Below are 23,389 nucleotides of genomic sequence, written 5' to 3'. Positions count from 1 at the left end.
AATAAGTATCTATGCGCTCGAAATAACACAGCAAACAGGGTACATTGAGACTATAAATAACGCAAAATATAATCAGCCAAGGATATGCCATGAGCTTAAAGCGCATCAGCCAGTTTTTTAATCCGGCCTCGGTAGCCGTTATTGGCGCCTCGAATACCCCCACACGCGCGGGGTTTGTGGTTATGCGCAATTTATTGCAAGGTGGGTTTAAAGGGCCAATTATGCCCGTAACCCCTACCCATAGTGCGGTACACGGTGTGCTTGCCTACCCTGATATTGCCGCGCTGCCCAAAGTGCCCGACTTAGCCGTTATTTGTACAAATAAAAATACCTTACTGAGCATTATCGAGCAGCTAGGTGAGCTTGGCTGTAAAAGTGCAATTGTGATTGCTGATGGGCTCTCATTGAGCCAAAAAACAGCCTTAAAGCACGCTGCAAATGCCCATCACGTTACTTTGCTTGGGCCTAATTGTTTAGGGCTGCTTATTCCGCATATTGGCCTTAATGCCAGCTTTTCTCACACAGTTGCAGCACCAGGGAAACTGGCATTTATATCGCAATCCGCAGCGGTGTGTTCCACTATTTTAGATTGGGCTAAAAATAAAGAAATTGGCTTTTCATATTTTGTTTCGGTCGGTGATTGCCTAGATATCGATTTTGACGAGCTGCTCGATTTTTTAGGCCGCGATGCAAAAACCAAAGCGATTTTGCTCTACATAGATAATATTGAGGATATTCGCGGGTTTATATCGGCAGCACGGGCAGCGGCCTTTAGTAAGCCGGTTATTGCCATTAAAACGGGCAAAACCGGAGCAGGCGCACTGGCTGCTGAAATTCATACCGGTGGCAAGCAAAGTTCAGATGCAGTGTACGATGCGCTTTTTCAACGCGCCGGTATGCTGCGTGTTAGTGATTTGCGCGAACTTTTTGCAGCCACGCAAACACTTGCCATCCACCCTAAATTACTAAAAGTCGAGCAATTAACCATTTTAACCAACGGCGGCGGCCCGGGGGTTATGGCGGTCGATGAGCTTATTTTAAATTCGGGCAAACTTACCCAGCTTAGTGAGCAAACACGATCCGCACTCAATAAAGTTATTCCGCAGTCGGATACTACATCTAACCCTGTCGATATTTTTGGCGACTCTGCTCCGGCGCGTTACAAGCAAGCATTAGAAATTTTACTTCGCGCCGAAGAAGTTAAAAACTTACTTATTATTCATACCCCTTCGGCACTTGCACCAAGTGAAGACTACGCCGATATGATAGTGCAAACCTTACAAAAAATACCAAAGATGGCGCGCCCTTATGTAATGACCAACTTTATGGGTGAAGATGCGGCTTATGCCGCGAGGCGTGTTTGCTCTAACCACACTATTCCAACCTATCGTACGCCTGAGGGTGCGGTTGGCGCATTTATGCATTTAGTTAGCTATCGTCGTAACCAAAAACATTTAACGCAAACACCCGAATCAAATACCGATGATGCAAAAATAAATAAATCAGCGGCCACTACGCTCATTAACGAATTTTTAGAAGAAGAGCAAAGCTACTTACCCACTCATCAAGCAAGCCAAATTCTTAGTCATTATGGTGTTGAGTGTATTCAAACAGAAGTAGCCTACACGCCCACAGAGGCGCGTGAGCAAGCAATTGAACTAGGTTTTCCGGTAGCGTTAAAGCTGATTAGCCCAAGTATTGCCTCAAAATCAGAAGTAGGGGGTGTGGTTCTTAACTTAAACGATGCAAACGAGGTTGAGCAAACCGCCTTTGCCATGCTGATACGAATTAAAAACACCTACCCAGATGCTGTTATTGAAGGGTTTTCATTGCAAAAAATGGCGCCGCGCGCCGGCGCTAATGAGCTGCGAATCGCCATTAAAACTGAGCCTAATTTTGGCCCTGTTATATTACTTGGTGAAGCGGGTAATGGGTTAGAGTATGCCCAAGCAGCCGTTGCTTTGCCGCCGCTTAATATGAACTTAGCTAAATACCTCATTGCAGCAGCAAACGATAAAGGCGTATTAAAAGATCGCATTTTGCCAGAAAAAGTTGATAAATATCGGTTGTGCGCCCTGCTCACACGTATATCTCAACTTGTTGTCGATCAGCCCGATATAAGTGCCATGGAACTTAATCCTATTTTAGCCAGCAATGGGCAATTTTTAGTGCTTGATGCCACTATTAGTGTTAATCGCTATCAGGCACGCAGCGATCGTAAACGTTTATGTATTCGCCCTTACCCTATTGATCTTGTAGAAGAAGTAACCCTTAAAAATAATACACGAGCTACATTAAGGCCTATTCGTCCAGAGGATGAAAAAGCCCACCAAGAGTTTGATCAATCACTCAATAAAGAAGATCGTTACAAACGCTTTTTTGGTGAGCTGCCCCAGTTTAACCACGATCAGCTCGCAAAAATGACGCAAATAGATTACGACCGAGAAATGGCCTTTATTGTATGCCAGCGCTTTGAAGGTAAAAGCCGCACCCTAGGTGTAGCACGCGTTATTATGGACCCTGATAATTTACATGCTGAGTTTGCAACCGTGGTTCGCTCTGACTACCAAGGCTTAGGTCTTGGCAGGCTGCTTATGAGCGCTGCAATAAATCATTGTAAGCGCCAAGGCGTAGAAGTAATTGAAGGCATAACACTGCCTGAGAACACCGGCATGATTGAGCTTGCCCGTAAGTTAGGTTTTACAATTAGCCGTGATTTTGAAGAAGGCAGTATTAATATGCTGTTAAAGCTAAACACATGAGCAGCACAGCAAGACAAACGTTAGCACAGGTATTTGAAGGGACTGGCGATTACCGCAAAGCGGGGCATATACTCGACACCGCGCTGATTGCTTTAATTATGCTTAACGTTATTGCCATTGTGTTGGAATCAGTACCGAGTATAAACAAAGTATATTACCCGCAGTTTTTACTATTAGAGGTTATTTCGGTGGCTATTTTTAGCCTTGAATACCTTGCAAGGCTTTGGGCCTGTGTCGATAAAAGCAAATACGCAGCTATAAAAGGTTCAAACGCAAAACGCCGGCTGCATTATTTTTTATCACCTTTGGCTCTTATCGATTTAATAGCCATTTTACCCAGCTTGTTAATGTTTGTGTTTCCTCTGGATTTGCGTTTTTTACGTGTATTAAGGCTGTTAAGAGTATTTAAACTTACTCGTTATTCACGTGCAATGCAGTTGTTATTACAAGCATTTAAAGACGAAGCGAGCTCGTTACTGGCCGCGTTTTTTATTATGTCGGTACTGCTAATACTTGCCTCCTGCGGTATTTATTTATTGGAACACGATATTCAGCCAGATAAATTTGGCTCTATTCCTGCGGCTATGTGGTGGGCTATGGCGACCCTCACTACGGTTGGGTATGGTGATGTTGTACCGCTAACGCCACTTGGTAAACTATTTGGTGGCGTAGTCACTTTGGTGAGCATGGGAATGGTGGCAATTCCTACAGGCTTGCTTGCCTCAAGTTTTTCGGAGCAAATACGTAAACGCCGGCAATTTTTTGAAGATGCCGTACATGAGCAAATTCACCAAGGCAGTTTAGATGACTCACAGCGTTTGCACTTAGAGGAGCTGCGCTACAAACTAGGTTTAAGTAAGCTTGAGGCCAATAAAGCAATTAAAACGCAGCTTAATCAACGCAACAGCCATTTATTTTGCCGCCACTGTGGTAAACGCCAATAAGCTTATTTTTACTGGTTAAATATGTTGCCCCAATCTTGTTTTATCAGTGCGGGAACAGCTTCTTTAGGTACTGGCTTACTAAATAAATAGCCCTGAAAATGCTTACACCCTAACTGCTTTAAAAACTGCAGCTGTTGTTTGTTTTCAATGCCCTCAGCCACACACTCTTTACCTAAGCTATGAGCTAAGGTCAGCGTTGATTGAATAATGGCTTCATCATCCGAGTCCACGCCAATATCTTGCACAAAACTTCTATCTATTTTTAGTACATCGATAGGAAAACGCTTTAAATACGTTAATGAGGCATAGCCTGTTCCAAAGTCATCCATGTAGAGCTTACAGCCAAGCTTTTTCAGCATTTCCATACTGTGCAGCGCATGTTTAGAGTCGCGCATTAAAATAGACTCGGTAATTTCAAACACTATGGCTTCTGAGGGCACATTAGCGTGGCTCAGCGCTTTATGAATGTCGGTTACAAGCTCTTCGTATTCAAAATCAAGTGCTGAGAGGTTTATCGACAAGTACAGCTGAGGTGAAATCTCACGCCATTGTTTGAGGGCTTGCAACGCACGGGCAAAGGTTTGCAGCATAATTTTTGTTATTAACCCTATGCTCTCAGCCGCTAAAGAAAACTCTTGCGTGGGCACTAAAGTGTTTTCTGGCCAGCGTAACAACACTTCAAAACCTTCGGTTTTTTGAGTGTGCGCATTCACTATAGGCTGGTAGTAATTGCAAAACTCTTGCTCTTGATACGCTTTAGTTAGCAAAGACTCTAAATGCAGGGCTTTTTGTACATGCTGATTCATCTCCTGCTTGTAAAACTTATAACTGCTTTCGAGCGACTCTTTTGCATGGTACAAAGCTATACTGGCAGCTTTTAACAGCGCAGCATGATCTGCGGCGTCATCAGGCGCTATTGCTACACCAATACTTAAATTAACGTTTACCACCTGGCCATTAAATTCCATATTTTGGCTTACAGAATCTATTAATTTAGAGCAAATAAGCAATACTTCTTCAATTTGCTGCACATCTTCCACCAGCACCACAAATTCATCGCCACCAAAGCGCGCAACACTTGCAGAAGGACGCAAGGAGCGCTTAATACGCTTAGCCACTTGCTTTATTAGCTCATCAGCCGCTTCACGTCCAAATGAGTCGTTAAAGTATTTAAACCGCTTAATGTTTATGTGCAGCATAGCTACTTTACATTGATGATTTTGCGCTTGCTCAATCGCATGCTCAACCCTGTCGTTAAACAGCATACGGTTAGGCAAACCGGTTAATGAGTCATAGTTGGCTAAAATATGAAGCTCATTTTCAGCCAATTTTTGCGCATGAATGTCGGTTAAAATAATAACGTAGCTGCTTAAACGGTGTTCAGTGTCGGCCACTGCACTTATTTTTACTAACACATGGCGCTGCTCACCACTGGCTAGGGTGACTAAGTCTTCACAGGAAAAATGCTCACCCACATTCAGCTTTTGCATTATCCGTAAGTAGTCAAAACGATTACTTCGCGATATGCCTAAATTAAGGGCACGGCTAGAGCGTGGCTCACTAGGAAAGTTAAAGGCCGTTTGCAACGACTTGTTAGAGGCGCGAACCGTAAAGTTTTTATCAAGAATAAATACCCAATCGCGGGTTTGCTCAAACGCAGCGGTAAATAAACGGGCATGCTCTTCAAACACCATTTCGCGGGTCATATTGGTGTAAGTACCCGCTACTTTTTTAGGAAGTTGCCCGCTCCATTCCACCACTTTGCCAAAGTCTTTATACCAACGCCAATAGCCTTTAGCGTGGCGTAACCGATAAGTGCAATTAAAGTAGCCTTTATCGGTTGATAAAAATTCTAACCATTCTAATCTGAAAAGCGCTTTATCTTGCGGGTGAATTTTAGCTAGGTAGTCATCTAGGCTCACGCTTTCTTGACCATACCCAAGTTCATTACATAAGCGCGGCTGGTAAATACTACTCGATGTAGACTGCCAATCCCACATGCCCGACTCGCTGCCCTCTAAGGCTAGTTTTAATCGCGCTTCACTTTCTTTACTTTCCTTATTAGCGGCCAGTAATATGCGCTGAATTTTGTTGCGGCGCATTACCCAAAAAGCAATAAATGCGATAAACAAAACGCCATAAAGCACCATAAAATATGGCGCTCGCCACAGGGGATACTTAACACGAATTTTTAGCACTGCAGGCGGCGTGTACTCGCCGGTTAATGGATCTTTAGCCCATACTTTGAGCTGGTAATTACCTGGATTTAATTTAGGAAATAACACCCGATTATTATTACGGGTGTAGGTTTTTTGGCCGTTATCGAGCTGGTACTCATAAATTATGCGCTCTTGATAGCTAAACGCCATCGCCGAAAACGCCACCTCTAAACCGATATCATCATGGTTGAGGACTATTTCATTTAATGGCTGTTTTAAATCGATAGATAAGTCGCGCGACATTAAATCAACTCGCGTTATATTTACATGATCAATTAAAGAGTGGTAATTTTGATTTTCCATCGGATGAAAATATGTAATGCCCTTTAAGCTGCCATAGGCAATGCGCCCATCGCTTAAATGCGCCATGGCACTGCTGTTAAATTCAGCAGAAAGCAGCCCCTCAGATGTAGTAAACTGCTGAAAATGAAGTGTTTCTGGGTTTAGTCGCCATATGCCTTTATGGCTACTCATCCAAATCATGCCATTATCATCAAGCACCATGTCATAAAGTAAGGTACCTAACTTATTTTTTTCTAAGTCAATCGTGTGTACCAATTTGTAACTGGCTGCATCAAGCCCAATCAGGCCAAAATTAGATAGCGAAATCCATAAAATATTGTTGTTATCGACCACGTAAGAAAGCACATTAATAGCCACGTTATCGTGCTGTTTTGGAACTTTATAAATGGTGTTTAATGCTAATGTGGTTGGGTTTACCTGATATAAAATACCCGCATTAAAAAACAGGGGCATATCAGGCTTGGTTGCCAGCGCTGGCGAAAAACCATGCGCCAAAAACGGCTCTATTTTGCTAAAAGCCCCTTCTAACCGGGTGATCTGCTGAGTATCAATATTATATACAAACATACCGTGATCTGAGTGCACATAGTACAAATCACCGTTAGGCATTAAGGTTACGCCGTGTACCCAGCCTTCTATGTAGGCTCTATTGTTGGGGTTTGTTATTGCTGGCTCGTTAATTTGATGCGTTATGGGGTCAAACTCAAACAGCCCACGGTTTGTATGTAGCCAAAGCTTTTGTTTATAAGGAATAATTTCATACACGCTAAATTCAGTAGTCAGTAAGTCTACTTTGTGGTTTTTTAAGTAAACTTGGCTGGTGTCAGTGGCTAAATCAATTTCGGTTAAGCCATTATGCGTTGCCAGCCATAGGCTATTGCCATACTCCGTAATGCCCCAAACCGAAGGATGAGAAAGGCCATCGCCACCCAGTTTACTACCATCTATATTGCTAAAGTGATAGGTATTATTAGACAGATAAAATGCACCATCGGTTTTAGTAGCGAGCCAATATCCCCCCGATTTATCTTTTACCATGTCTATCATACTGGTATCAGATAGGCTGTATTTACTTTGTGTAATACGTGTGTTTTTTACCAACTCTTTGCTATTTAAATCAAATTTAAAGAGCCCTTTATTAGTCGCCAGATCTAGCTTTTCGCCTTCGTTGATGATGCGCCATACATTTAAATCGGCAATAACGGCTTGGTTTTTAAATGCTATGTCGGGGCGTTCAAACATGCCTGGCAAGTCGCTAATATCAACTTGATACAAGCCTTTAACGGTGCCTACTAACAACTGATTATTTTCAATAACCGAAAACGATTTAACGTTGTTTTGATAAATATGCTCAGCTTTGCTTTTTAAATGCTGCAGCGGCCTAATTTGCTCAGAGGCGATATCAAATACAAACGCCCCATGGCTTGTGCCTATAAAAATATACCCATTGTAATGAAAAAGCTCTCTGACTAAGGTGTTTTCGTATTCTTTAGGCAGCTCAAATAAGCTGGTTATTTTACCTGTTTCAATATCTAATTTAGCAAAGTCGCGACCACGCCCAATCCATAAGGTTTTGTCATCAACCGCAGCCATACTAAATACCGACTGGCTTAAAATTTGTTTTTCGCTGGTAGGTTGAGAAATAAATTGCTGGTAGGTGTCGGTACTTGGGTCGTATTTAAATAAGCCGGCAAGTAACGAGGCTATCCAAATATTGCCTGCGGGGTCTTGGTAAATACAATCAATTATGGCTTCTTCAAGCTCGCCATTAGGGCCATTAATTGAAACAACTTGGTAACCATCATAACGGTTTAACCCCCCTTCGGTAGAGAGCCATAGGTAACCGTTATCATCAAGCAGCATAGTGTTCACATAGCTTTGCGACAGGCCTTCACTGGGGGATAAACGTTTAACCTGTGCGCCAACATGGCAACTAAATATAGCGATTAAAGCTATACAGCAACTAATGATCCAATGAACGCCTTTACTCATGGCTTGATCCGTTGTTTTTGTTATAGGTATTCGAGTGCGACTATATTTCGATGCGTATAAATATCAAAAAGTGCTTTTAAACCAGGAGTATATGTTAATACTTGGTTAAAACCAAGACTCGTATATAAAGCTGTAATATTTTTATAAGCAAAGGTGTAAAGCGGCATGCTTTGCTGTTTTATAGCGGCGCATACAAGTTGCTTTGCCAGCCCTTTTGCACGGTGCTGCGGGGCAACAAATACGGTCGATAAAAATAAAAAATCGTGTTTATTTTGTATTCGACACGCCGCAACTATCTGCATTTCACTGTAAACAACCCAAACCTGATCTTGCTTATTAGCACGTCCTCTTACGCTATACAGTGCATAAAACTTATTAACTAATGGAATCTTAAGTGTGTCTAACTTTTGTACTGTGTACATATATTAGCTTAGCATTAACGCCAAATACTGCTCAAACTGTTGCTTTAAAAACGTTTGCTCTGCCACTGGGCGGCTATGAATCGTGTTATAAACTTGCTCACGTGTTTTTTTATTACGTTTAATTTGATAAGCCCAAAATGAGGCTTCGTAATCTAATTGAATCTGGTATTTTTGCTCTCGGGGTAAAGCACATAAATTAAAACTCACAACCACTCCTAAGTACGGTTAGTTATCCGCATTTATTATACGTATATTTGAACCCATTTACTGTTTAAAAAGCAACAAACATGGGCAAAAACCAAACTATTTTGGTATTATTCGCTGCGATCATTTGCCCTGTCCTCATTTTAAACGGAAGTAACCTTGCAGATACAGCTCAATGCTTTGTTTTTATTAGTCGTTTTATTTTTTAGTAAAATTACACTCGCCAATCACAATAGCGTTATATTTAACCGCCCGGCCGACTCAGCTCAAGCAAGCTATGCGCTCGCTTTACTCACATTAGCCTATAAAGAACTTAATTATGAAGTACACATAATTGATTTTAATCGCCAAAATGCCTTATTAGCAGCCAATAATGGGGTGTTAGATGGCCAACTTGGCCGCGATATAAGTATAGAGGCGGACAATAAAAACCTGATCAGAATTAACTACCCACTGTTTGACTATAAGCTTTTACTGTTTAAAAACTGCCAACCCAATACACTCGATAAGCTCGATAGTATTGCGGTTTTGTCAGGCTATCCAGTTCAGCACCATTACTTAAATGAGCATAAGTTTAACGGCAATATTATTGAAGTAAAAAATATTACGACCCAACTTAACCTACTAGCCCAGCATAAAGTTGATGGGGCAATTATGCTCGACTTTGTGCTTAAAGCCGATAACTTTTCCCTACCAGAGACCTGTATGCAAACCCAGCTGCTAAGTACATTTTCGCTCTATCACTATGTACATAAAAAGCACGCGGCTTTGGTAAGTAAATTATTGAATGCTTTAAATAAACTACACGATAACGGCACTAGTCGCGCATTGCGCGCAAAATACAATTTAAAACTCTAGCATGTACAGCAAGGTTTAAAATTCAAAGCCTTGTTGTTTATCTAAAGTGGCTTGTGATTGCGCAGCTTGGCGTTTTTGTAAATACCGTTTGTAACGTTGTTGGCACAAGCTAAGTACTTTCTTTTTTTGCGCATTGCTTAACGCGTTCCAATTAAAGCGCTCATCCCGGCTTCGGTAGCAGCCTTTGCAATAACCTCGGTTGTTTACTTGGCAAATACTTTTACAGGGGCTTGGAATATCAAATATTTCAATTTGTTGCATTGCGCCCCCTAAGTAGATTAATTGCTTTGTATGAGTATAGCGTTATTTATGCACAAAAAAAAAGCAGCGTTTACGCTGCTTTATTACGCTATTTGCCAACGCAGATGCCTAATGGCTTTGCTCACATACTTTGTTTGTGATTTCAGTTTTGCGTTGAAATGGCTTTGCATACATAGCTAAAACAAGTGGCTTTAGCTCTTCTGGCACTAAGGCTAAACGCTGCTCAAAAGTGGCGGTATCGGGCTCATCAATAACTGCTTGCTTGCACCCACCGGCAATGTAATTTCCTGGGTGTAAGTAAAAAGACTCAACAATGTGCTTATCAATTGTTTGCGCCAGCTCATCAGCATCATCGCAACCGCTTTCAACCGGTTGTCCAAATGCTAAATGCACATGCCCTTTAGCAGAGCTAAATCCTTCAACAATACTTGCTATGTCTTCGCCTGCTGATTTTACGTATTCACCGTGCTGCTGTTTATGATAAAGCTCTTTTGCTTTAGAAATTGCACAAGGCTCATACTGATAAGAAATAGACACCGGAACAATTTTTAACTCTTTAATGTACTCGCCAAATTCTTTCTTTTGTTTACGACCATTAAGTTGCAGCATTTTTAAAAGCGCCGGATCTGTTTGATCAAAGCCGTCTTTTGCACGCCCTTCTTTTTGCGCAATCCAAATAGAATTTCCTGCTGTTAACGAGTCATAAATATACGATGACAACTGCGTAAGCGCCTTAAGCATCTCTTTAGGTGCTTTGGCTGAGCGCTTAACGATAAAGCTTTTATTTAAACGCATCAGCTCGGTTATATACGGTATTTGCAATAAGTTATCACCAATTGCTATACGCACCGTCTTCATTTTATGTTGATACAAACCCCAATTAACAAGTGCTGGGTCCAGCACTATGTCGCGGTGGTTTGATATAAATAAATACGCCTGCTGCGGGTCTAGTTTATCTAAACCCGAAAAGGTAACTTTTGAGGTAGTGCGTTTTATAAGTTTATCTAAATACTTTGCAACTTCGTTTTGCACATCTTCAACGCTCGTAAATTTGCCCCATTTTTTTCGTAACTGGCTTCTCACCAGTGTGCGAGCAATAAAAGGCATAGCGGATATAAAGCGCGGTAAGTTGTACTTTGCTATTACATCTATAAACGCATTATCGTTAATTAAACGCGCTAGCGAGGCCGCAACTTCATCATCGTTGTAAGGTCTTATGTCTGCGTACTTATCTTCTAATTCACTCATTACTGCATCTACAATGTTAAAAAAACGGCACGCAAAACGTACCGTTTATATATAATTTTGATTATAACTCAGCCACTCTTAAATAAGAAATAGCCATTTGGTTATGCTTATTTGCGAGCCATTTCAGTCTATGACCACACAAAAAGGGGTTGGTGCATTGTTTTTTAGTTTTATCAACGTTAATAAGGCTTGTTGACCTTTCAAAGGAAAGTGAGTTCAACCTCAAAAAATAAACAGGCCCCAGCGATATAGCCCGCTAAAATATCATGTTATTTATATTTGAGTGGGCAGACCAGCCAATTTAAACTTTTATAAGCAACCTGACTTTTTGTACTAAGCATTTGGTAGTAATAGCATTAACAAAGGTGTGTATTCGTAGTACCTTAAACGCTCTTGCCATTTTACGGTACGCATTTAGATAGGACACACAATGAAAATCACCATTCTCGATAACGCTACTTTAGCTAAAACCTCGTTAACTTGCATTGAAGAACTAGGTGAGCTAACTACTTACGAACTTACGTCACCTGAGCAAGTTGTTGCTCACAGCCAAGGCGCGGACGTCCTTATTACCAACAAGGTTGTGCTAAATCGCGATACGATAAGCCAACTTAAAACGCTTAAGCTTATTTGCGTAAGTGCAACAGGCACTAATAATGTTGATTTAAACGCCGCTGAAGAATTTGGTATTGCCGTTACCAACGTAGCAGGCTACTCAACCCCTTCGGTTGTACAGCACACGTTTTCGTTAGTGACTAATTTATTAGGTAATACACACCGCTACCAGCGCGACTGCCAGCAAGGCGCTTGGCAAAAAAGCGAGATGTTTTGCAGATTAGATTACAGCTTTAATGATTTACAAGGTAAAACATTTGCCATTATAGGCGGCGGAACGCTAGGTAAAGGTGTGGCGACAGTAGCGCAAGCTTTTGGAGCCAATGTAGTGGTTGCAGAGCGTAAAGGCGCCTCTTGTAGAGAAGGCCGTACACCTTTTGAAGAAGTATTAGAAACCGCTGATATAATTAGCGTGCACTGCCCGCTTACTGATGAAACACGCGATTTAATTTCGTTAGATGAGCTAAAAATGATGAAACCCAGCAGTATTATTATCAATACCGCCCGTGGTGGCATTATAAATGAAGCCGACTTAGCCACAGCCCTAGAGCAAAATTTAATTGCCGGTGCGGGTGTTGATGTACTTACTAAAGAGCCGGCAGAGCCTTCTAACCCGCTGGCTAATTACACAGGCGAAAACTTGCTTCTTACACCTCACATTGCATGGGCCAGCACAGAGTCAATCGTACGCTTAATTAATGAGGTAAGCCTAAATATTGCAGCCTTTACTAACGGCGAGTCTCGTAACCGCTTGGTATAATAACAATTTGCAATAATAATGAGCCGCATTGAGGCTAGGTTTTACCTGCCTCAAAGTCCCTCATTCTATTTAGTAAATAGCTGTAACGTGTTTTCGCTATGCTAAATAAACGCAGGCTAACTTAATCGTTAAAAAACCTAAAAAGTGGCTGTTTTTGCTAATGATTTTTATAATTAATCACTTAAAAACAGCCATCACAATCTAACCCTATGAATTTTATAACTTTGTTATATTGGCCTATTACTTGCTCCTGATAAGTAAATAATTAAATTAAAACTCATCAAGGACTATAACAATGAAAAAATCACTTTTAGCTGCTGCACTTATTGCTCCGTTTTTAACAGGCTGTGTTATTGCCGTATCAGATGGCGAAGCAGAAACGCACTGGGCAGGTAACGACTCATCAAGCTGGCAACATCAGCATAAAAAAAACCGCGAAGCGATTGCAGATTTAACAATGGATAGCAGCTACCAATCTGTTTTAGCGCAATTAAAAACGCCAAACTTTACCGAGCTATTGAAAAAAGACGATGATGTGTATCAGGTACTGTTTTACGTGACTAACAGCATTCACTCTGATGGCAAAACAACAAAAGATGAATGCACGCCATTGGTATTTAAAAATGATAAATTGGTAGGTATTGGTGAAAGCGCGCTGGGCATGATCACAAAATAACAACGCGTTAGTAGCGTAAAGTCGCCCCGCTAGGTAATAACATTAACGTGTGGGGCCGATTTAAATAACGCTTTAATATAAACACAGCCACATTATAAGTTAAGCGCAACCACCTGATCGCGCCCTGCATCTTTTGCGGCATATAGCCCTAGGTCTGCTTGTTCGAGTAAGGCTTGTTCGGCACTTGCATTGCCGTTTTCCATACTGGCAATGCCAATACTGATTGTTATGTGATCTGCATTTAATGAAGCTTTGTGCTCTATATTGAGGCTGTTTACTGCTTTTCTTAACTTTTGGGCAAATGCTAATGCCTGTTGTTTATTAACTTCGGGTAATACCGCTGCAAATTCTTCCCCCCCGTAGCGGGCAATAAAGTCAGTACTACGCTCACATTGCGCTGCTAACGCCTGGGCAACCTGCTTTAAACACTCATCCCCCGCTCGGTGGCCATAGCAATCGTTGTAACGCTTAAAGTGATCTATATCCATTAATAAAACAGACAAACACGAGCCATTACGTTTACTTCTGCGCCATTCACGAGAGAGGTTTTCATCTAAATAACGCCTGTTGGGTATTTCCGTTAAACCATCAATTGAGGCAAGCATTTCTAACAAATCATTTTTTTGCTTGATCAGTAATTGGTTGCGTACCCGCACTTTGACTATAGACGCATTAAAGGGTTTAGTGATGTAATCCATTGCACCTAATTCAAGTCCTTTTGCTTCATCGGTGTGGCTATTATTAGCCGATATAAACACAATAGGAATAGACTGAGTAATAGGGTTTTCTTTAAGCTGTACAAGCACTTCATAACCATCAATGCCTGGCATCACCACATCTAAAATAATTAAATCGACCTGATTAGATTTAATAAAGGTGAGCGCTTTTTCGCCGCTTTCGACTAAAAATACGTCATGCTCCGTGCCCAGTGTTTTTTCAAGCACCAGCCGGTTAAGGGGATCATCATCCACAATCAGTATTTTAGCTTTTTTCGACATCCCGTCCCCCTAAGGTTTCAATAAATATAATCACTTGCTTTAGCTGAATGATTAGCTCTTTTAAAGTGTGCTGAAGCGGCTCGTTAGTTGTTTTAAGGTGCGTTTCACATTGTTTTGCACACAATGAAAGCCTAATAAAACCTAAGTTACCTGCCACGCCTTTAATGCTATGCACTAAGCGTACCACTTCATCTCGCTGGGTGTTTTCTTCAATTTGTTCTAACTGCGTTTCACACAACTTCGCAAATTTTCCGACCATGGTTGCCAGTAAATTTTCATCAAAATTAAACTGGGTGAGCGCAAAGCTTTGGTCATAAAACTTAGGTTTTATAAAGTCTACGTCTCTAATTGCATCTAACAGCACAGCTGCAACCACAGGTTTAGTCAAATGCTTATTCATGCCGCTACTAAGTGAGCGCTCAACATCTGCAGGTTCACAATGTGCTGTTAAAGCAAAAATAGGCAGCTGGCGCGCGTCAAACTGTTGGCGAATCAATTGCGTTGCTTGGCAACCATCAATATGCGGCATTTGCACGTCCATCAAAATTAAATCTGGTTTTAATATTTGTAGCAGCTCTATTGCATCTGGCGCATTGGTAACCGTTATTACATTTATATGGGCCTGTTTTAGCACACTGCTAATAATGTCTAAATTAAGCGGGTTATCATCAACCGCCATAATAAGTAGACCCGATATATCTTTTTTTACTTCTTCATTATTTTCAGCGGCTTTAGGTGGCTCCGCCCCCGCATTAGCATTTAAGCTAATCAAGCGCTGAGCTAACGCCGTAGCTTTAACATGTTGTGCGTTAATTTGCGTAGTACAAGGCAATGCTAAAGTGTGTTCGTGATTCACCACAACCACAGGGTATGAGTTGCCACTGAGCGTTTCGTGTATAGATTCAACCTTTAATAAATCGTTCAATGTGGTTTCATCAATAATCAGTTGCTGTGCATCAGCAAGCTTTATTGGGTAGCGAAGCGCCTCTTCTAAATCAATAGCTACCACTTGTGAGTAGGCATTAACCACTTCGTTTAGCTGTACAGTGTCATCGCTCACAATGGCTAATGTATTAGGTATAAATACACTATTTTTAGCCGTATCTACCGCAAGCGCTAGAGTAAAGAAAAACTCACATCCACGGCCCTTGTCACTATTAATTGCAATTTCGCCGCCCATTAAGGCTACACCATGTTTAACTATAGCAAGTCCAAGCCCGACCCCTTGGTGAATACGCGTAGAAGATTCATCGCCTTGAGTAAAAGCATCAAACAGTCGTCGTTGGTCAGCTTTAGCAATACCTACACCACTGTCTATTACGTGAAAACAAATACGTTGCTGATCTAAAACGTCATTTTCTTCAAGCACCATTTTTAAAGTAATACTGCCTTTATTAGTAAACTTAACGGCATTGGTAAGTAAGTTACCTAATATTTGTTGCAAACGTATTGAATCCCCCACCAGCGCGGGGTTAATGAGTGGATCTATTTCAATATTAAAGCTTAACCCTTTGTTTTGGCACAATGGCGCTGTTAAGCTCTCGCAAATATCAATCAGTTCAACTAAGCAAAAAGGCACCGGTTTAATTTGCGCTTGCGAACTTTCTACTCGGGCAAAATCGAGCATTCTGTTTAGCATTAGCAATAAGCTTTGAGCTGCGTTTTTAGCCTGCTTAGTTTGTTGCAGCTGCTTATTTTTTAAGCCTTGCTCTACTATCATATCTAACAGCCCTAACACAGCGTTAAGAGGGGTGCGGATCTCATGGCTTAGATTAGCAATAAAGCGGCTTTTAGCTATTGTTGCGCGTTCTGCGTCATGCTTAGCTTTAGTCAGCGCACTTACATCTTGAATATGAATAACATAATAAGAGGGATCACGGTTTTCATCCCACACCAGCGACACACTCAGCTGCAGCCAACTTGTTAGTTTTCCTTGTGAGAGCGTTAAATGATAAACCCGTTTTTTATCATCTAATAAGTGACAAAGCGCATTTTTTATTTCTTGCCACTGCGCCTCATCAAACAGCATTTTTAGTGGCTCACCAGTTAAAATATCTTGCTGTGAAAATAACTTACGAGCCGCTTTGTTAACTTGCAATATGGTGTGCTCAAGCGAAAGTAACACCACACTGTTTGCTGCAAACTCTATTGCACTTCTAAATTTAGATTCTGACGCTTTTAACGCCGATAGAGTTTGCTGCTGCTCAGTAATGTCTCGCCCAATTCCCATAGTGCCTAATAAGTGCTGGTGCTCGTTATAAAATGGAGCAATCGTTAATTGATACGATTTGTCGGTGCTATCTATGCGTTGTTCAATGCTACTTTTGGTTTGTAAAACTTGCTTTTCTAGTAGGCTTAACTGTAAATCGTCGCTGTCTAAATCTTCAATACGCTTACCGACTAGGATGGCTTGCTCTTTGCCTACATAGGCTTCAAATGCTTTATTACAACCTAAAAATGAGCCATCAATATTTTTAAAGTAAATAAGATCAGGCACACTATTTAGCATTGTATTTAATAGCGCTAGGTGTCGCTCTTTTGCTTCGTAGCTGCGTTTTAGCTTTTGAGATTGCAGCTGTAACTGATCATCGAGTTCTTTATTAGCTTCTTGGAGCGACTCAACTAACTGTGCATTTTTATCAAACACATATTTAACGCGAGAAAACCAAGGCTGCCAATTTAAAGGGATGGGGTAATTAGAAAGCGCGGCTTTAGGGGCCTCATTTTGTTCAAAATATTGCATTAAATGAGTCATTGGCCTAACAAAAATACGTTGGCTTAACCAAAAAAATACCGCAAACATTAAGCTTAAAAATAACGTTAAAAACGCAAACTCTAAAAGAACTTCATACCTAATTGGCGTGATCACTTTTATTTGCGGCTCATAAAAGGCGGCATGAATGGGCAGGTTCCCCATTGCTTGCATAAAAAACTGCGCATTTTTGTTATTAACTAAGTTTATTTTTTCATTGTTATGGGCTAATTCAGGCCAATAATCTTTTAAGGCTGTTGCTTCATTTAACTGCTTAACAGAGCTGGCTATCACTTGATGCGACTGGTTCATAAACACATATTCGCCTTCGCTTGGTGCCACCTTTTTAAGCCAGCTAGACATGGCCTCTAAATCGTATATTAAAATGATGTAGTCTGACGAATTTGGTTGTTTTTTACGGCCAATAGCAAAATAAGCGCTATCGCGTATTTTAACAATGGCGCTTGAGGTAAGCTGGCCAGGTATAAATGTGGGCTTAAAATTACCATTTAAAATTTTATTAAGCATAGTGCTTTGGCTTTTATTACGCCTTACCGCATAGGCAAACCCCGAATCATCAACATAGGCAACGGCCGACAACGATTGCATAAGCGATAACGCGGTATTAAACGTTGGGCTTAGGGTCGTAGCTTGCTGCCATTGGATCAACGCCCGGTTAGAAAAAGCAAACTGCCCTTTACCGACTATTTCGCCTTGGCGCTCGCTAAAGTGGCGGTAGTAGTAATTGTCGTATTGATTAATACCTTCTAGTAAGTTGCGATTGAACTGCTCAACACTAGGCTGCTGATACGATATAAAGGCATTGTCAAAAAAGTCATTTACCGAGCTCATTATATGGCTAACTTGAGCCGACACTTGCTCAAAATCGGCTTGACGTTTTTCTATGGCGCGCTCAACTTTTATATTATACAAGTGCAAACACAGTAAAAATGCCACAAATAAGGGAACAAATAATGCTACAAATAAAGAGCGGTAATAGTCTTTTAGAGGTAAAAATTTCAACGTTTTGCCTAAGTTTTGGCCCGATAGTCAGCCACTAGACTATCGAGCCAAATTGTTCTGCGCAAGTTATAAATTTTCTTCTGCAAAGGAGGCTAAACGGCTGCGCACTACCCCGTTTAAATTAACTGTTGCACTGCCTTCAAAGTCTTTAAAACGCTCAACAATATAAGTAAGGCCGGAGGTAACGGGGGTTAAGTAATTGCTGTCTATTTGCGCTAAATTACCGCTACAAATTAGTTTTGTTCCCTCGCCACAACGGGTAATAATAGTTTTAAGCTGAGATGCCGTTAAGTTTTGGCTCTCATCTAAAATTACCACTGCATTTTGAATACTACGCCCACGCATAAAGTTCACCGACTTAAACTGTACATTGGCTTTTTCCATTATGTAATTGCGACTCGAAATTGGGTTCTCGTCTCCTTTGTGTAGTACCTCTAAGGTGTCGGTAATTGCAGCTAACCACGGCGCCATTTTTTCTTCTTCGGTACCGGGTAAAAAACCGATAGACTCAGCTATTTCGGGGGTATTACGCGTTACAATGACCTTGTCGTAAATGCCGCGCTCAACCACCATTTCAAGCGCACTGGCCAGTGCCAGTAATGTTTTACCGCACCCAGCTGGACCGGTTAAAATAACCAGCTCAATACTAGGGTCAAGCAAAGCGTCGAGAGCCATACCTTGGTAAATATTTTTAGGTTTTACGCCCCACGCTTGCTGGTGCATTAAACGCTCAACACTAATATCTTTTAATTTAATACGCTCGTTATCGTAAGATTTGACCCGCGCAGCAAAGTGCTCGCTGCCATCAAGTATGTACTCATTGCAAAACACATCTGGAATTAAGTTTTTAGCCACATAATGAAACGTATCACGGCCGTGCTGCTGTGTTTCGCATTGCCCTACGTGCTGCCAAAAATCGCCCTCTATTTTTTTATAGCCGCTAGTTAATAAAGCAATATCATCGATTAATTGGTCGGTACGGTAATCTTCAACATATTTAAGGCCTGCACCTTTTGCTTTAAGGCGCATGTTTATATCTTTTGTCACTAATACAATTTTTGAATCGCTGTGCTGTTTTTGTAAATACACGGCGCAGTTAATAATGCGGTGGTCGTTTTCATCCCCCGGTAAACCAGAAATAGAATCTGCAAAAAGATGGTCATTAACAATAATGAGCGTACCGGTTGAATTGGCATTTGCCTTTTTATTGCTAGGCAGTGCAACACCCTGCAACATTTGCTCTGGAGTTGCATCTTTTAGTACCTCATCTAAGCCGCGAATAGCCACTCGTGCATCACGGCTTACGTCGTGTTTTCTATCTTTAATGTGGTCAAGCTCTTCTAAAACAGTCATGGGAATGACAACGTTATGTTCTTGGAAAGACAAATAAGCGAGGGGTTCGTGGAGTAATACATTGGTGTCTAGCACATACATTTTACTTTCAAGGTTCGAAGCTTTTTCCATAGCACTTTCCTTACGTTTTATGATTTTTATGCTATACCAAAATAACTAAGTAAAACGGGCCTAAATTCAAACCTGCAATACTTAATTGCTAAGGCATAATCTAAGTTTAGTCTATTTGTCATAAAAGTCCGTTTTATTACAAACACGATATAGTTTTTATTTACCTAAAAAAGAGCTATTTGTTAGCACTGTTAATGGGATTAATTCGCACTTATAAAATTAATTAAAAGTGAGTCAAATAGCGCCTTGCAGTGGTGTTATGTAACAGGTAACATAGCCGCCTTTTTCTTCATAGACGAGACATACATGAATTTTTCCTTAGGTCAGCGTTGGATCAGTGATACAGAGTCAGATTTAGGATTAGGCACCGTAGTTGCCATTGAAGGCCGCCAGGTCAGCATTTTATTTCCTGCCAGTGGTGAAAACCGTGTTTATTCTAGTGCAGAAGCACCGGTTACCCGTGTGGCATTTAATCCAGGTGATGTGATCAAAAGCGTTGAAGAATGGGAATTAGAAGTAGAGTCTATTGAAGTGCAAGGTGAACTACTTTGCTACGTAGGTACTCGCGTTGATACCGGCGAAGAAGCAAAGCTAAAAGAAACCTTTTTAGATCATTTTATTAAGTTTAATAAACCGCAAGATCGTTTATTTGCAGGCCAAGTAGATCGCTTTGATCGCTACACCTTACGTTACCAAACATGGCAACACCAATTTGAGCGCCAGCAATCGCCTATTAAAGGCTTAATTGGCCAGCGCGCTAACCTTATTCCGCATCAGCTTTATATTGCACAAGAAGTAGGTAAACGTTTTGCCCCACGTGTACTGCTCTCAGATGAAGTAGGCCTTGGTAAAACCATCGAAGCCGGCATGATTTTACACCAACAAATCATTAGTGGCCGTGCTAGCCGTGTACTCATTGTGGTGCCAGAAAACCTGCAACACCAATGGTTAGTAGAAATGCTACGCCGCTTTAATTTACGTTTTTCTATTTTTGATGAAGAGCGCTGCGACGAAGCCTTTGCAGACTCGCCAAACGTATTTGATACCGAGCAGCTAGTGCTTACCAGCCTTGAGTTTTTAACCAAGAAAAAACGCTGGTTTGAACAAGCAACACTTGCTGATTGGGATTTATTAGTTGTTGATGAAGCGCACCACCTGAGTATTAACAATGGTAAGCCGAGCACCGAATATCAGCGCATGGCTGAGCTTAGCCAAGATATTCCGGGTCTTATTCTATTAACAGCAACGCCTGATCAACTTGGTCACCGTAGCCACTTTGCCCGCTTGCAATTGCTCGACCCAGATAGATTTTACGACTACGACGTATTCAAAGAAGAAGAAGCTAATTACAAAGACGTTGCCGAAGCGGCAAATCAGCTACTGCAAGCACAAGCCCTTGATGATACAGCCAAAGCCACACTTATTGAGCTATTAAAAGAAACCGATATTACTGATGTGCTTGAAAAAGCTCAGCAAGGTGATTTACCGGCGCGTAAAGAAATACTTAACATGCTGCTTGATCGCCACGGCACAGGTCGTATTTTGTTTAGAAACAGCCGCAGCGGAATTGATGGCTACCCTAGCCGTAAATTACATGCTTACCCAATGGCACTGCCAAAGCAATATAAAACAGCAATGTCAGTACTTGGCAGCATGAGCGGTATACAAAGTGCAGAGCTAAGCGCACAACGCGCGCTGTTTCCAGAGAAAATCTTTCAAGAGTTTGAAGGTGAAAGTGCAAGCTGGGGCGCATTTGATCCGCGTGTAGATTGGTTAATCGAAACACTTAAAACCCTAAAGCACGAAAAAGTACTGCTTATTTGTGCCAAAGCCGAAACCGCTATTAGCCTTGAGCAAATTTTGCGTGAGCGTGAAGCAATAAAAGCATCTGTGTTCCACGAGGGCATGTCGATTATAGAGCGCGACCGCGCAGCCGCCTTTTTTGCCGATGAATACGACAATGCACAAATACTGCTGTGTTCAGAGATTGGCTCAGAAGGACGTAACTTCCAGTTTTCGCATCACTTAGTGTTATTTGATTTACCACTAAACCCTGACTTACTTGAACAACGTATCGGCCGATTAGACCGTATTGGGCAAACAAAGGATGTTAATATTCATGTGCCGTATTTTGAAAATACAGCGCAAGAAGTATTACTGCGTTGGTACAACGAAGGCCTTGATGCATTTGAAAGCACATCTACCACTGGCCAGCTATTGTATAAAGAATTTAGTGAAGACCTACTTGATTACATTGCTGCCCATAATTGTGATGAAGAAGAGCTCGACCCTCTACTTGAGCAAGTAGCCAAGCAAAATGCCGTGCTACGCAAACAAATGGAAAGTGGCCGTGACCGTTTATTAGAGCTGCATTCATCTGGCCAAGGCGCTGCCGATTCATTGGTTGAACAAATTGAAGCACTTGATAACCAATTTGAGTTACCAAGTTACATGATCAACGTATTCGACACGTTTGGAGTAAGCCAAGAAGACAAAGGCGAAAACACCATTATTTTAAAGCCAACAGAGCATATGCTAAGTGCATCGTTCCCTAGCTTAAAAGAAGATGGCATGACGGTTACCTTTGACCGCGATACCGCCCTTTCTCAAGAAGACGTACATTTTATTAGCTGGGATCATCCTATGGTGCAAGGCACAATGGACATGATTTGTGATGATGACTTTGGTAGTGCCTCTGTTGCTTTACTTAAAAACAAAAAATTACCACCAGGTACCTTTTTTGTTGAGCTAATATTTGTAGCCGAAGCTATGGCACCAAAAGCCCTGCAAGTAGGTCGCTTTTTACCGCCAACGCCTATTCGCATATTACTTGATAAAGCCAGTAATAACCTCGGCGAAAACGTGGCATTTGATAGCTTTAACCAACAGCTTTCAGCCGTTGGGCGTCAAACTGCAAGTAAATTAGCAGGCGCTTTACAAGGTGCGGTTCATCCAATGATCAATACCGCAAAAGAGATGGCTCAGCAACAGCTTGAGGTTATACGCAGTGCGTCACTTGAAAAAATGCAAAGCACCTTAGGTGAAGAACAAGCTCGCCTTGAAGCGCTTAAGCAAATTAACCCTAATATTCGCCAAGAAGAAATTACCTTCTTCGATAAGCAGCGCAGCGAGCTGACAACGCATATCGAAAAAGCCCAGTTAAAACTTGATGCGATACGCTTAATCGTAGTTTCACACTAAAGGTTTTGAGCGTTTAGTTTATAGCTATCAGCCGTTAGTTAGATCAAGATATAACTAAACTACACTTCAAAAAGCACGGTTTACAGGCCGTGCTTTTTACATTCACCTCTACAATTACTCATCAGTATCTTGGCCACCTAATGTAGCCATTATTTCAATACCTATTTCTGTAACTCTGTAATAAATGCTGTCTGAGCAACAAACGTCAGGTCGACAGCCTATACGTATATGGTCAACTGATTGGTAGGAATAGGGGTTTGCTGGTAGTTTTTCAAACATAGAGAAGAAACTATAAAAGTAGTTGTCCGCTTGCTGTTGTGAAAATGCTTGGCAGTCATATTGATAAATGCGGCGCAAATCCTCTTTGCCATCGTTTGAAAGTTTAAATGTGAGCACTACTTAATGCTTGATTTGAATTCTGCTAACATTTGATCGGCCGATTGATCACTAAAACCGCTTTTTTCTGAGTTAGCAAGCTTACCATTTATTGCTTCTGCTCTTCTTGCACGGCGAATTAAATCATTCACCAATTCACTTTTATTTGTGTAATCCCCCCACGTTTCCAACGTAATTACGAAGCCATAAATCATTCTGTTCAGTAAGTGAAATACTTTGCCTTGCCATAATGTGTTCCTATAACTTTAAGCTGGTGCAGTTTTACTCCAGCATGAAAAATACGCAATTAAA

The 23,389-nt window shown here is 41.3% G+C and carries 16 protein-coding genes; 6 read left to right on the top strand and 10 right to left on the bottom strand.

Annotation, left to right across the window (positions count from 1 at the left end; translation table 11 throughout):
* Window positions 1–89: 89 nt before the first annotated feature.
* Window positions 90–2,762, top strand: a complete 2,673-nt coding sequence (locus PSH54_RS04195; protein WP_273605569.1) for a bifunctional acetate--CoA ligase family protein/GNAT family N-acetyltransferase — start codon at window positions 90–92, stop codon at window positions 2,760–2,762.
* A complete protein-coding gene (locus tag PSH54_RS04190) occupies window positions 2,759–3,706 on the top strand; it encodes an ion transporter (protein ID WP_004586829.1) in 948 nt (315 codons plus the stop codon). The genes PSH54_RS04195 and PSH54_RS04190 overlap by 4 nt, the downstream gene beginning before the upstream one ends.
* Before the next feature lie 8 nt (window positions 3,707–3,714).
* Here the strand turns inward: PSH54_RS04190 and PSH54_RS04185 are convergent, their stop codons facing one another.
* The 3 genes from PSH54_RS04185 to PSH54_RS04175 are packed head-to-tail and all read right to left on the bottom strand — an operon-like array spanning window position 3,715 to window position 8,849.
* Window positions 3,715–8,220: an EAL domain-containing protein gene (locus tag PSH54_RS04185; RefSeq protein WP_273605568.1), complete on the bottom strand. Its 4,506-nt coding sequence runs from the start codon at window positions 8,218–8,220 to the stop codon at window positions 3,715–3,717.
* Between the two features lie 20 nt (window positions 8,221–8,240).
* Window positions 8,241–8,642, bottom strand: coding sequence for a GNAT family N-acetyltransferase (locus PSH54_RS04180; RefSeq protein WP_004586827.1), 402 nt, complete (start codon window positions 8,640–8,642; stop codon window positions 8,241–8,243).
* Window positions 8,643–8,645: 3 nt separating this feature from the next.
* Window positions 8,646–8,849, bottom strand: a complete 204-nt coding sequence (locus tag PSH54_RS04175; RefSeq protein WP_004586826.1) for a DUF3283 family protein — start codon at window positions 8,847–8,849, stop codon at window positions 8,646–8,648.
* Between the two features lie 156 nt (window positions 8,850–9,005).
* Here PSH54_RS04175 and PSH54_RS04170 point away from each other — a divergent pair, with 156 nt between their 5' ends.
* Entirely contained in the window at window positions 9,006–9,704 is a 699-nt protein-coding gene (locus PSH54_RS04170; RefSeq protein ID WP_024031530.1) for a substrate-binding periplasmic protein, read from the top strand.
* Between the two features lie 15 nt (window positions 9,705–9,719).
* Here the strand turns inward: PSH54_RS04170 and PSH54_RS04165 are convergent, their stop codons facing one another.
* Together PSH54_RS04165 and PSH54_RS04160 are read right to left on the bottom strand one after the other, a co-directional pair.
* Entirely contained in the window at window positions 9,720–9,965 is a 246-nt protein-coding gene (locus PSH54_RS04165) for a DUF1289 domain-containing protein (RefSeq protein WP_004586824.1), read from the bottom strand.
* Between the two features lie 108 nt (window positions 9,966–10,073).
* Entirely contained in the window at window positions 10,074–11,213 is a 1,140-nt protein-coding gene (locus PSH54_RS04160) for a 1-acyl-sn-glycerol-3-phosphate acyltransferase (RefSeq protein ID WP_029774392.1), read from the bottom strand.
* 430 nt (window positions 11,214–11,643) lie between these two features.
* Here PSH54_RS04160 and PSH54_RS04155 point away from each other — a divergent pair, with 430 nt between their 5' ends.
* The gene (locus PSH54_RS04155; RefSeq protein ID WP_024031528.1) at window positions 11,644–12,588 is read left to right on the top strand and encodes a D-2-hydroxyacid dehydrogenase; all 945 of its coding nucleotides are present in this window, start codon (window positions 11,644–11,646) and stop codon (window positions 12,586–12,588) included.
* 295 nt (window positions 12,589–12,883) lie between these two features.
* On the top strand, window positions 12,884–13,264 hold the full coding sequence (locus tag PSH54_RS04150) for a DUF3192 domain-containing protein (protein ID WP_004585870.1): 381 nt from the start codon (window positions 12,884–12,886) through the stop codon (window positions 13,262–13,264).
* A gap of 92 nt (window positions 13,265–13,356) precedes the next feature.
* Here the strand turns inward: PSH54_RS04150 and PSH54_RS04145 are convergent, their stop codons facing one another.
* From PSH54_RS04145 to PSH54_RS04135, 3 genes are all read right to left on the bottom strand, one after another.
* On the bottom strand, window positions 13,357–14,262 hold the full coding sequence (locus tag PSH54_RS04145; RefSeq protein ID WP_273605567.1) for a diguanylate cyclase: 906 nt from the start codon (window positions 14,260–14,262) through the stop codon (window positions 13,357–13,359).
* Window positions 14,246–18,037, bottom strand: coding sequence for a PAS domain-containing hybrid sensor histidine kinase/response regulator (locus PSH54_RS04140; protein WP_273605566.1), 3,792 nt, complete (start codon window positions 18,035–18,037; stop codon window positions 14,246–14,248). The genes PSH54_RS04145 and PSH54_RS04140 overlap by 17 nt, the downstream gene beginning before the upstream one ends.
* A gap of 66 nt (window positions 18,038–18,103) precedes the next feature.
* Window positions 18,104–19,501: a PhoH family protein gene (locus PSH54_RS04135; RefSeq protein WP_273605565.1), complete on the bottom strand. Its 1,398-nt coding sequence runs from the start codon at window positions 19,499–19,501 to the stop codon at window positions 18,104–18,106.
* Between the two features lie 306 nt (window positions 19,502–19,807).
* Between PSH54_RS04135 and rapA the strand changes: the two genes are divergently transcribed.
* On the top strand, window positions 19,808–22,702 hold the full coding sequence (rapA, locus tag PSH54_RS04130) for an RNA polymerase-associated protein RapA (protein WP_273605564.1): 2,895 nt from the start codon (window positions 19,808–19,810) through the stop codon (window positions 22,700–22,702).
* 114 nt (window positions 22,703–22,816) lie between these two features.
* Here the strand turns inward: rapA and PSH54_RS04125 are convergent, their stop codons facing one another.
* Together PSH54_RS04125 and PSH54_RS04120 are read right to left on the bottom strand one after the other, a co-directional pair.
* Window positions 22,817–23,098 carry a type II toxin-antitoxin system RelE/ParE family toxin gene (locus PSH54_RS04125; protein WP_273605563.1) on the bottom strand — a complete coding sequence of 94 codons (282 nt, stop codon included), beginning with the start codon at window positions 23,096–23,098 and terminating at the stop codon, window positions 22,817–22,819.
* Window positions 23,098–23,229: a hypothetical protein gene (locus tag PSH54_RS04120; protein WP_269083496.1), complete on the bottom strand. Its 132-nt coding sequence runs from the start codon at window positions 23,227–23,229 to the stop codon at window positions 23,098–23,100. The genes PSH54_RS04125 and PSH54_RS04120 overlap by 1 nt, the downstream gene beginning before the upstream one ends.
* Window positions 23,230–23,389: the final 160 nt, after the last annotated feature.

Origin of the sequence: Pseudoalteromonas sp. Angola-30, assembly GCF_028599215.1 — a bacterium.
GTDB lineage: Bacteria > Pseudomonadota > Gammaproteobacteria > Enterobacterales > Alteromonadaceae > Pseudoalteromonas > Pseudoalteromonas atlantica.
This window is presented reverse-complemented; position numbering and strand designations above follow the sequence as displayed.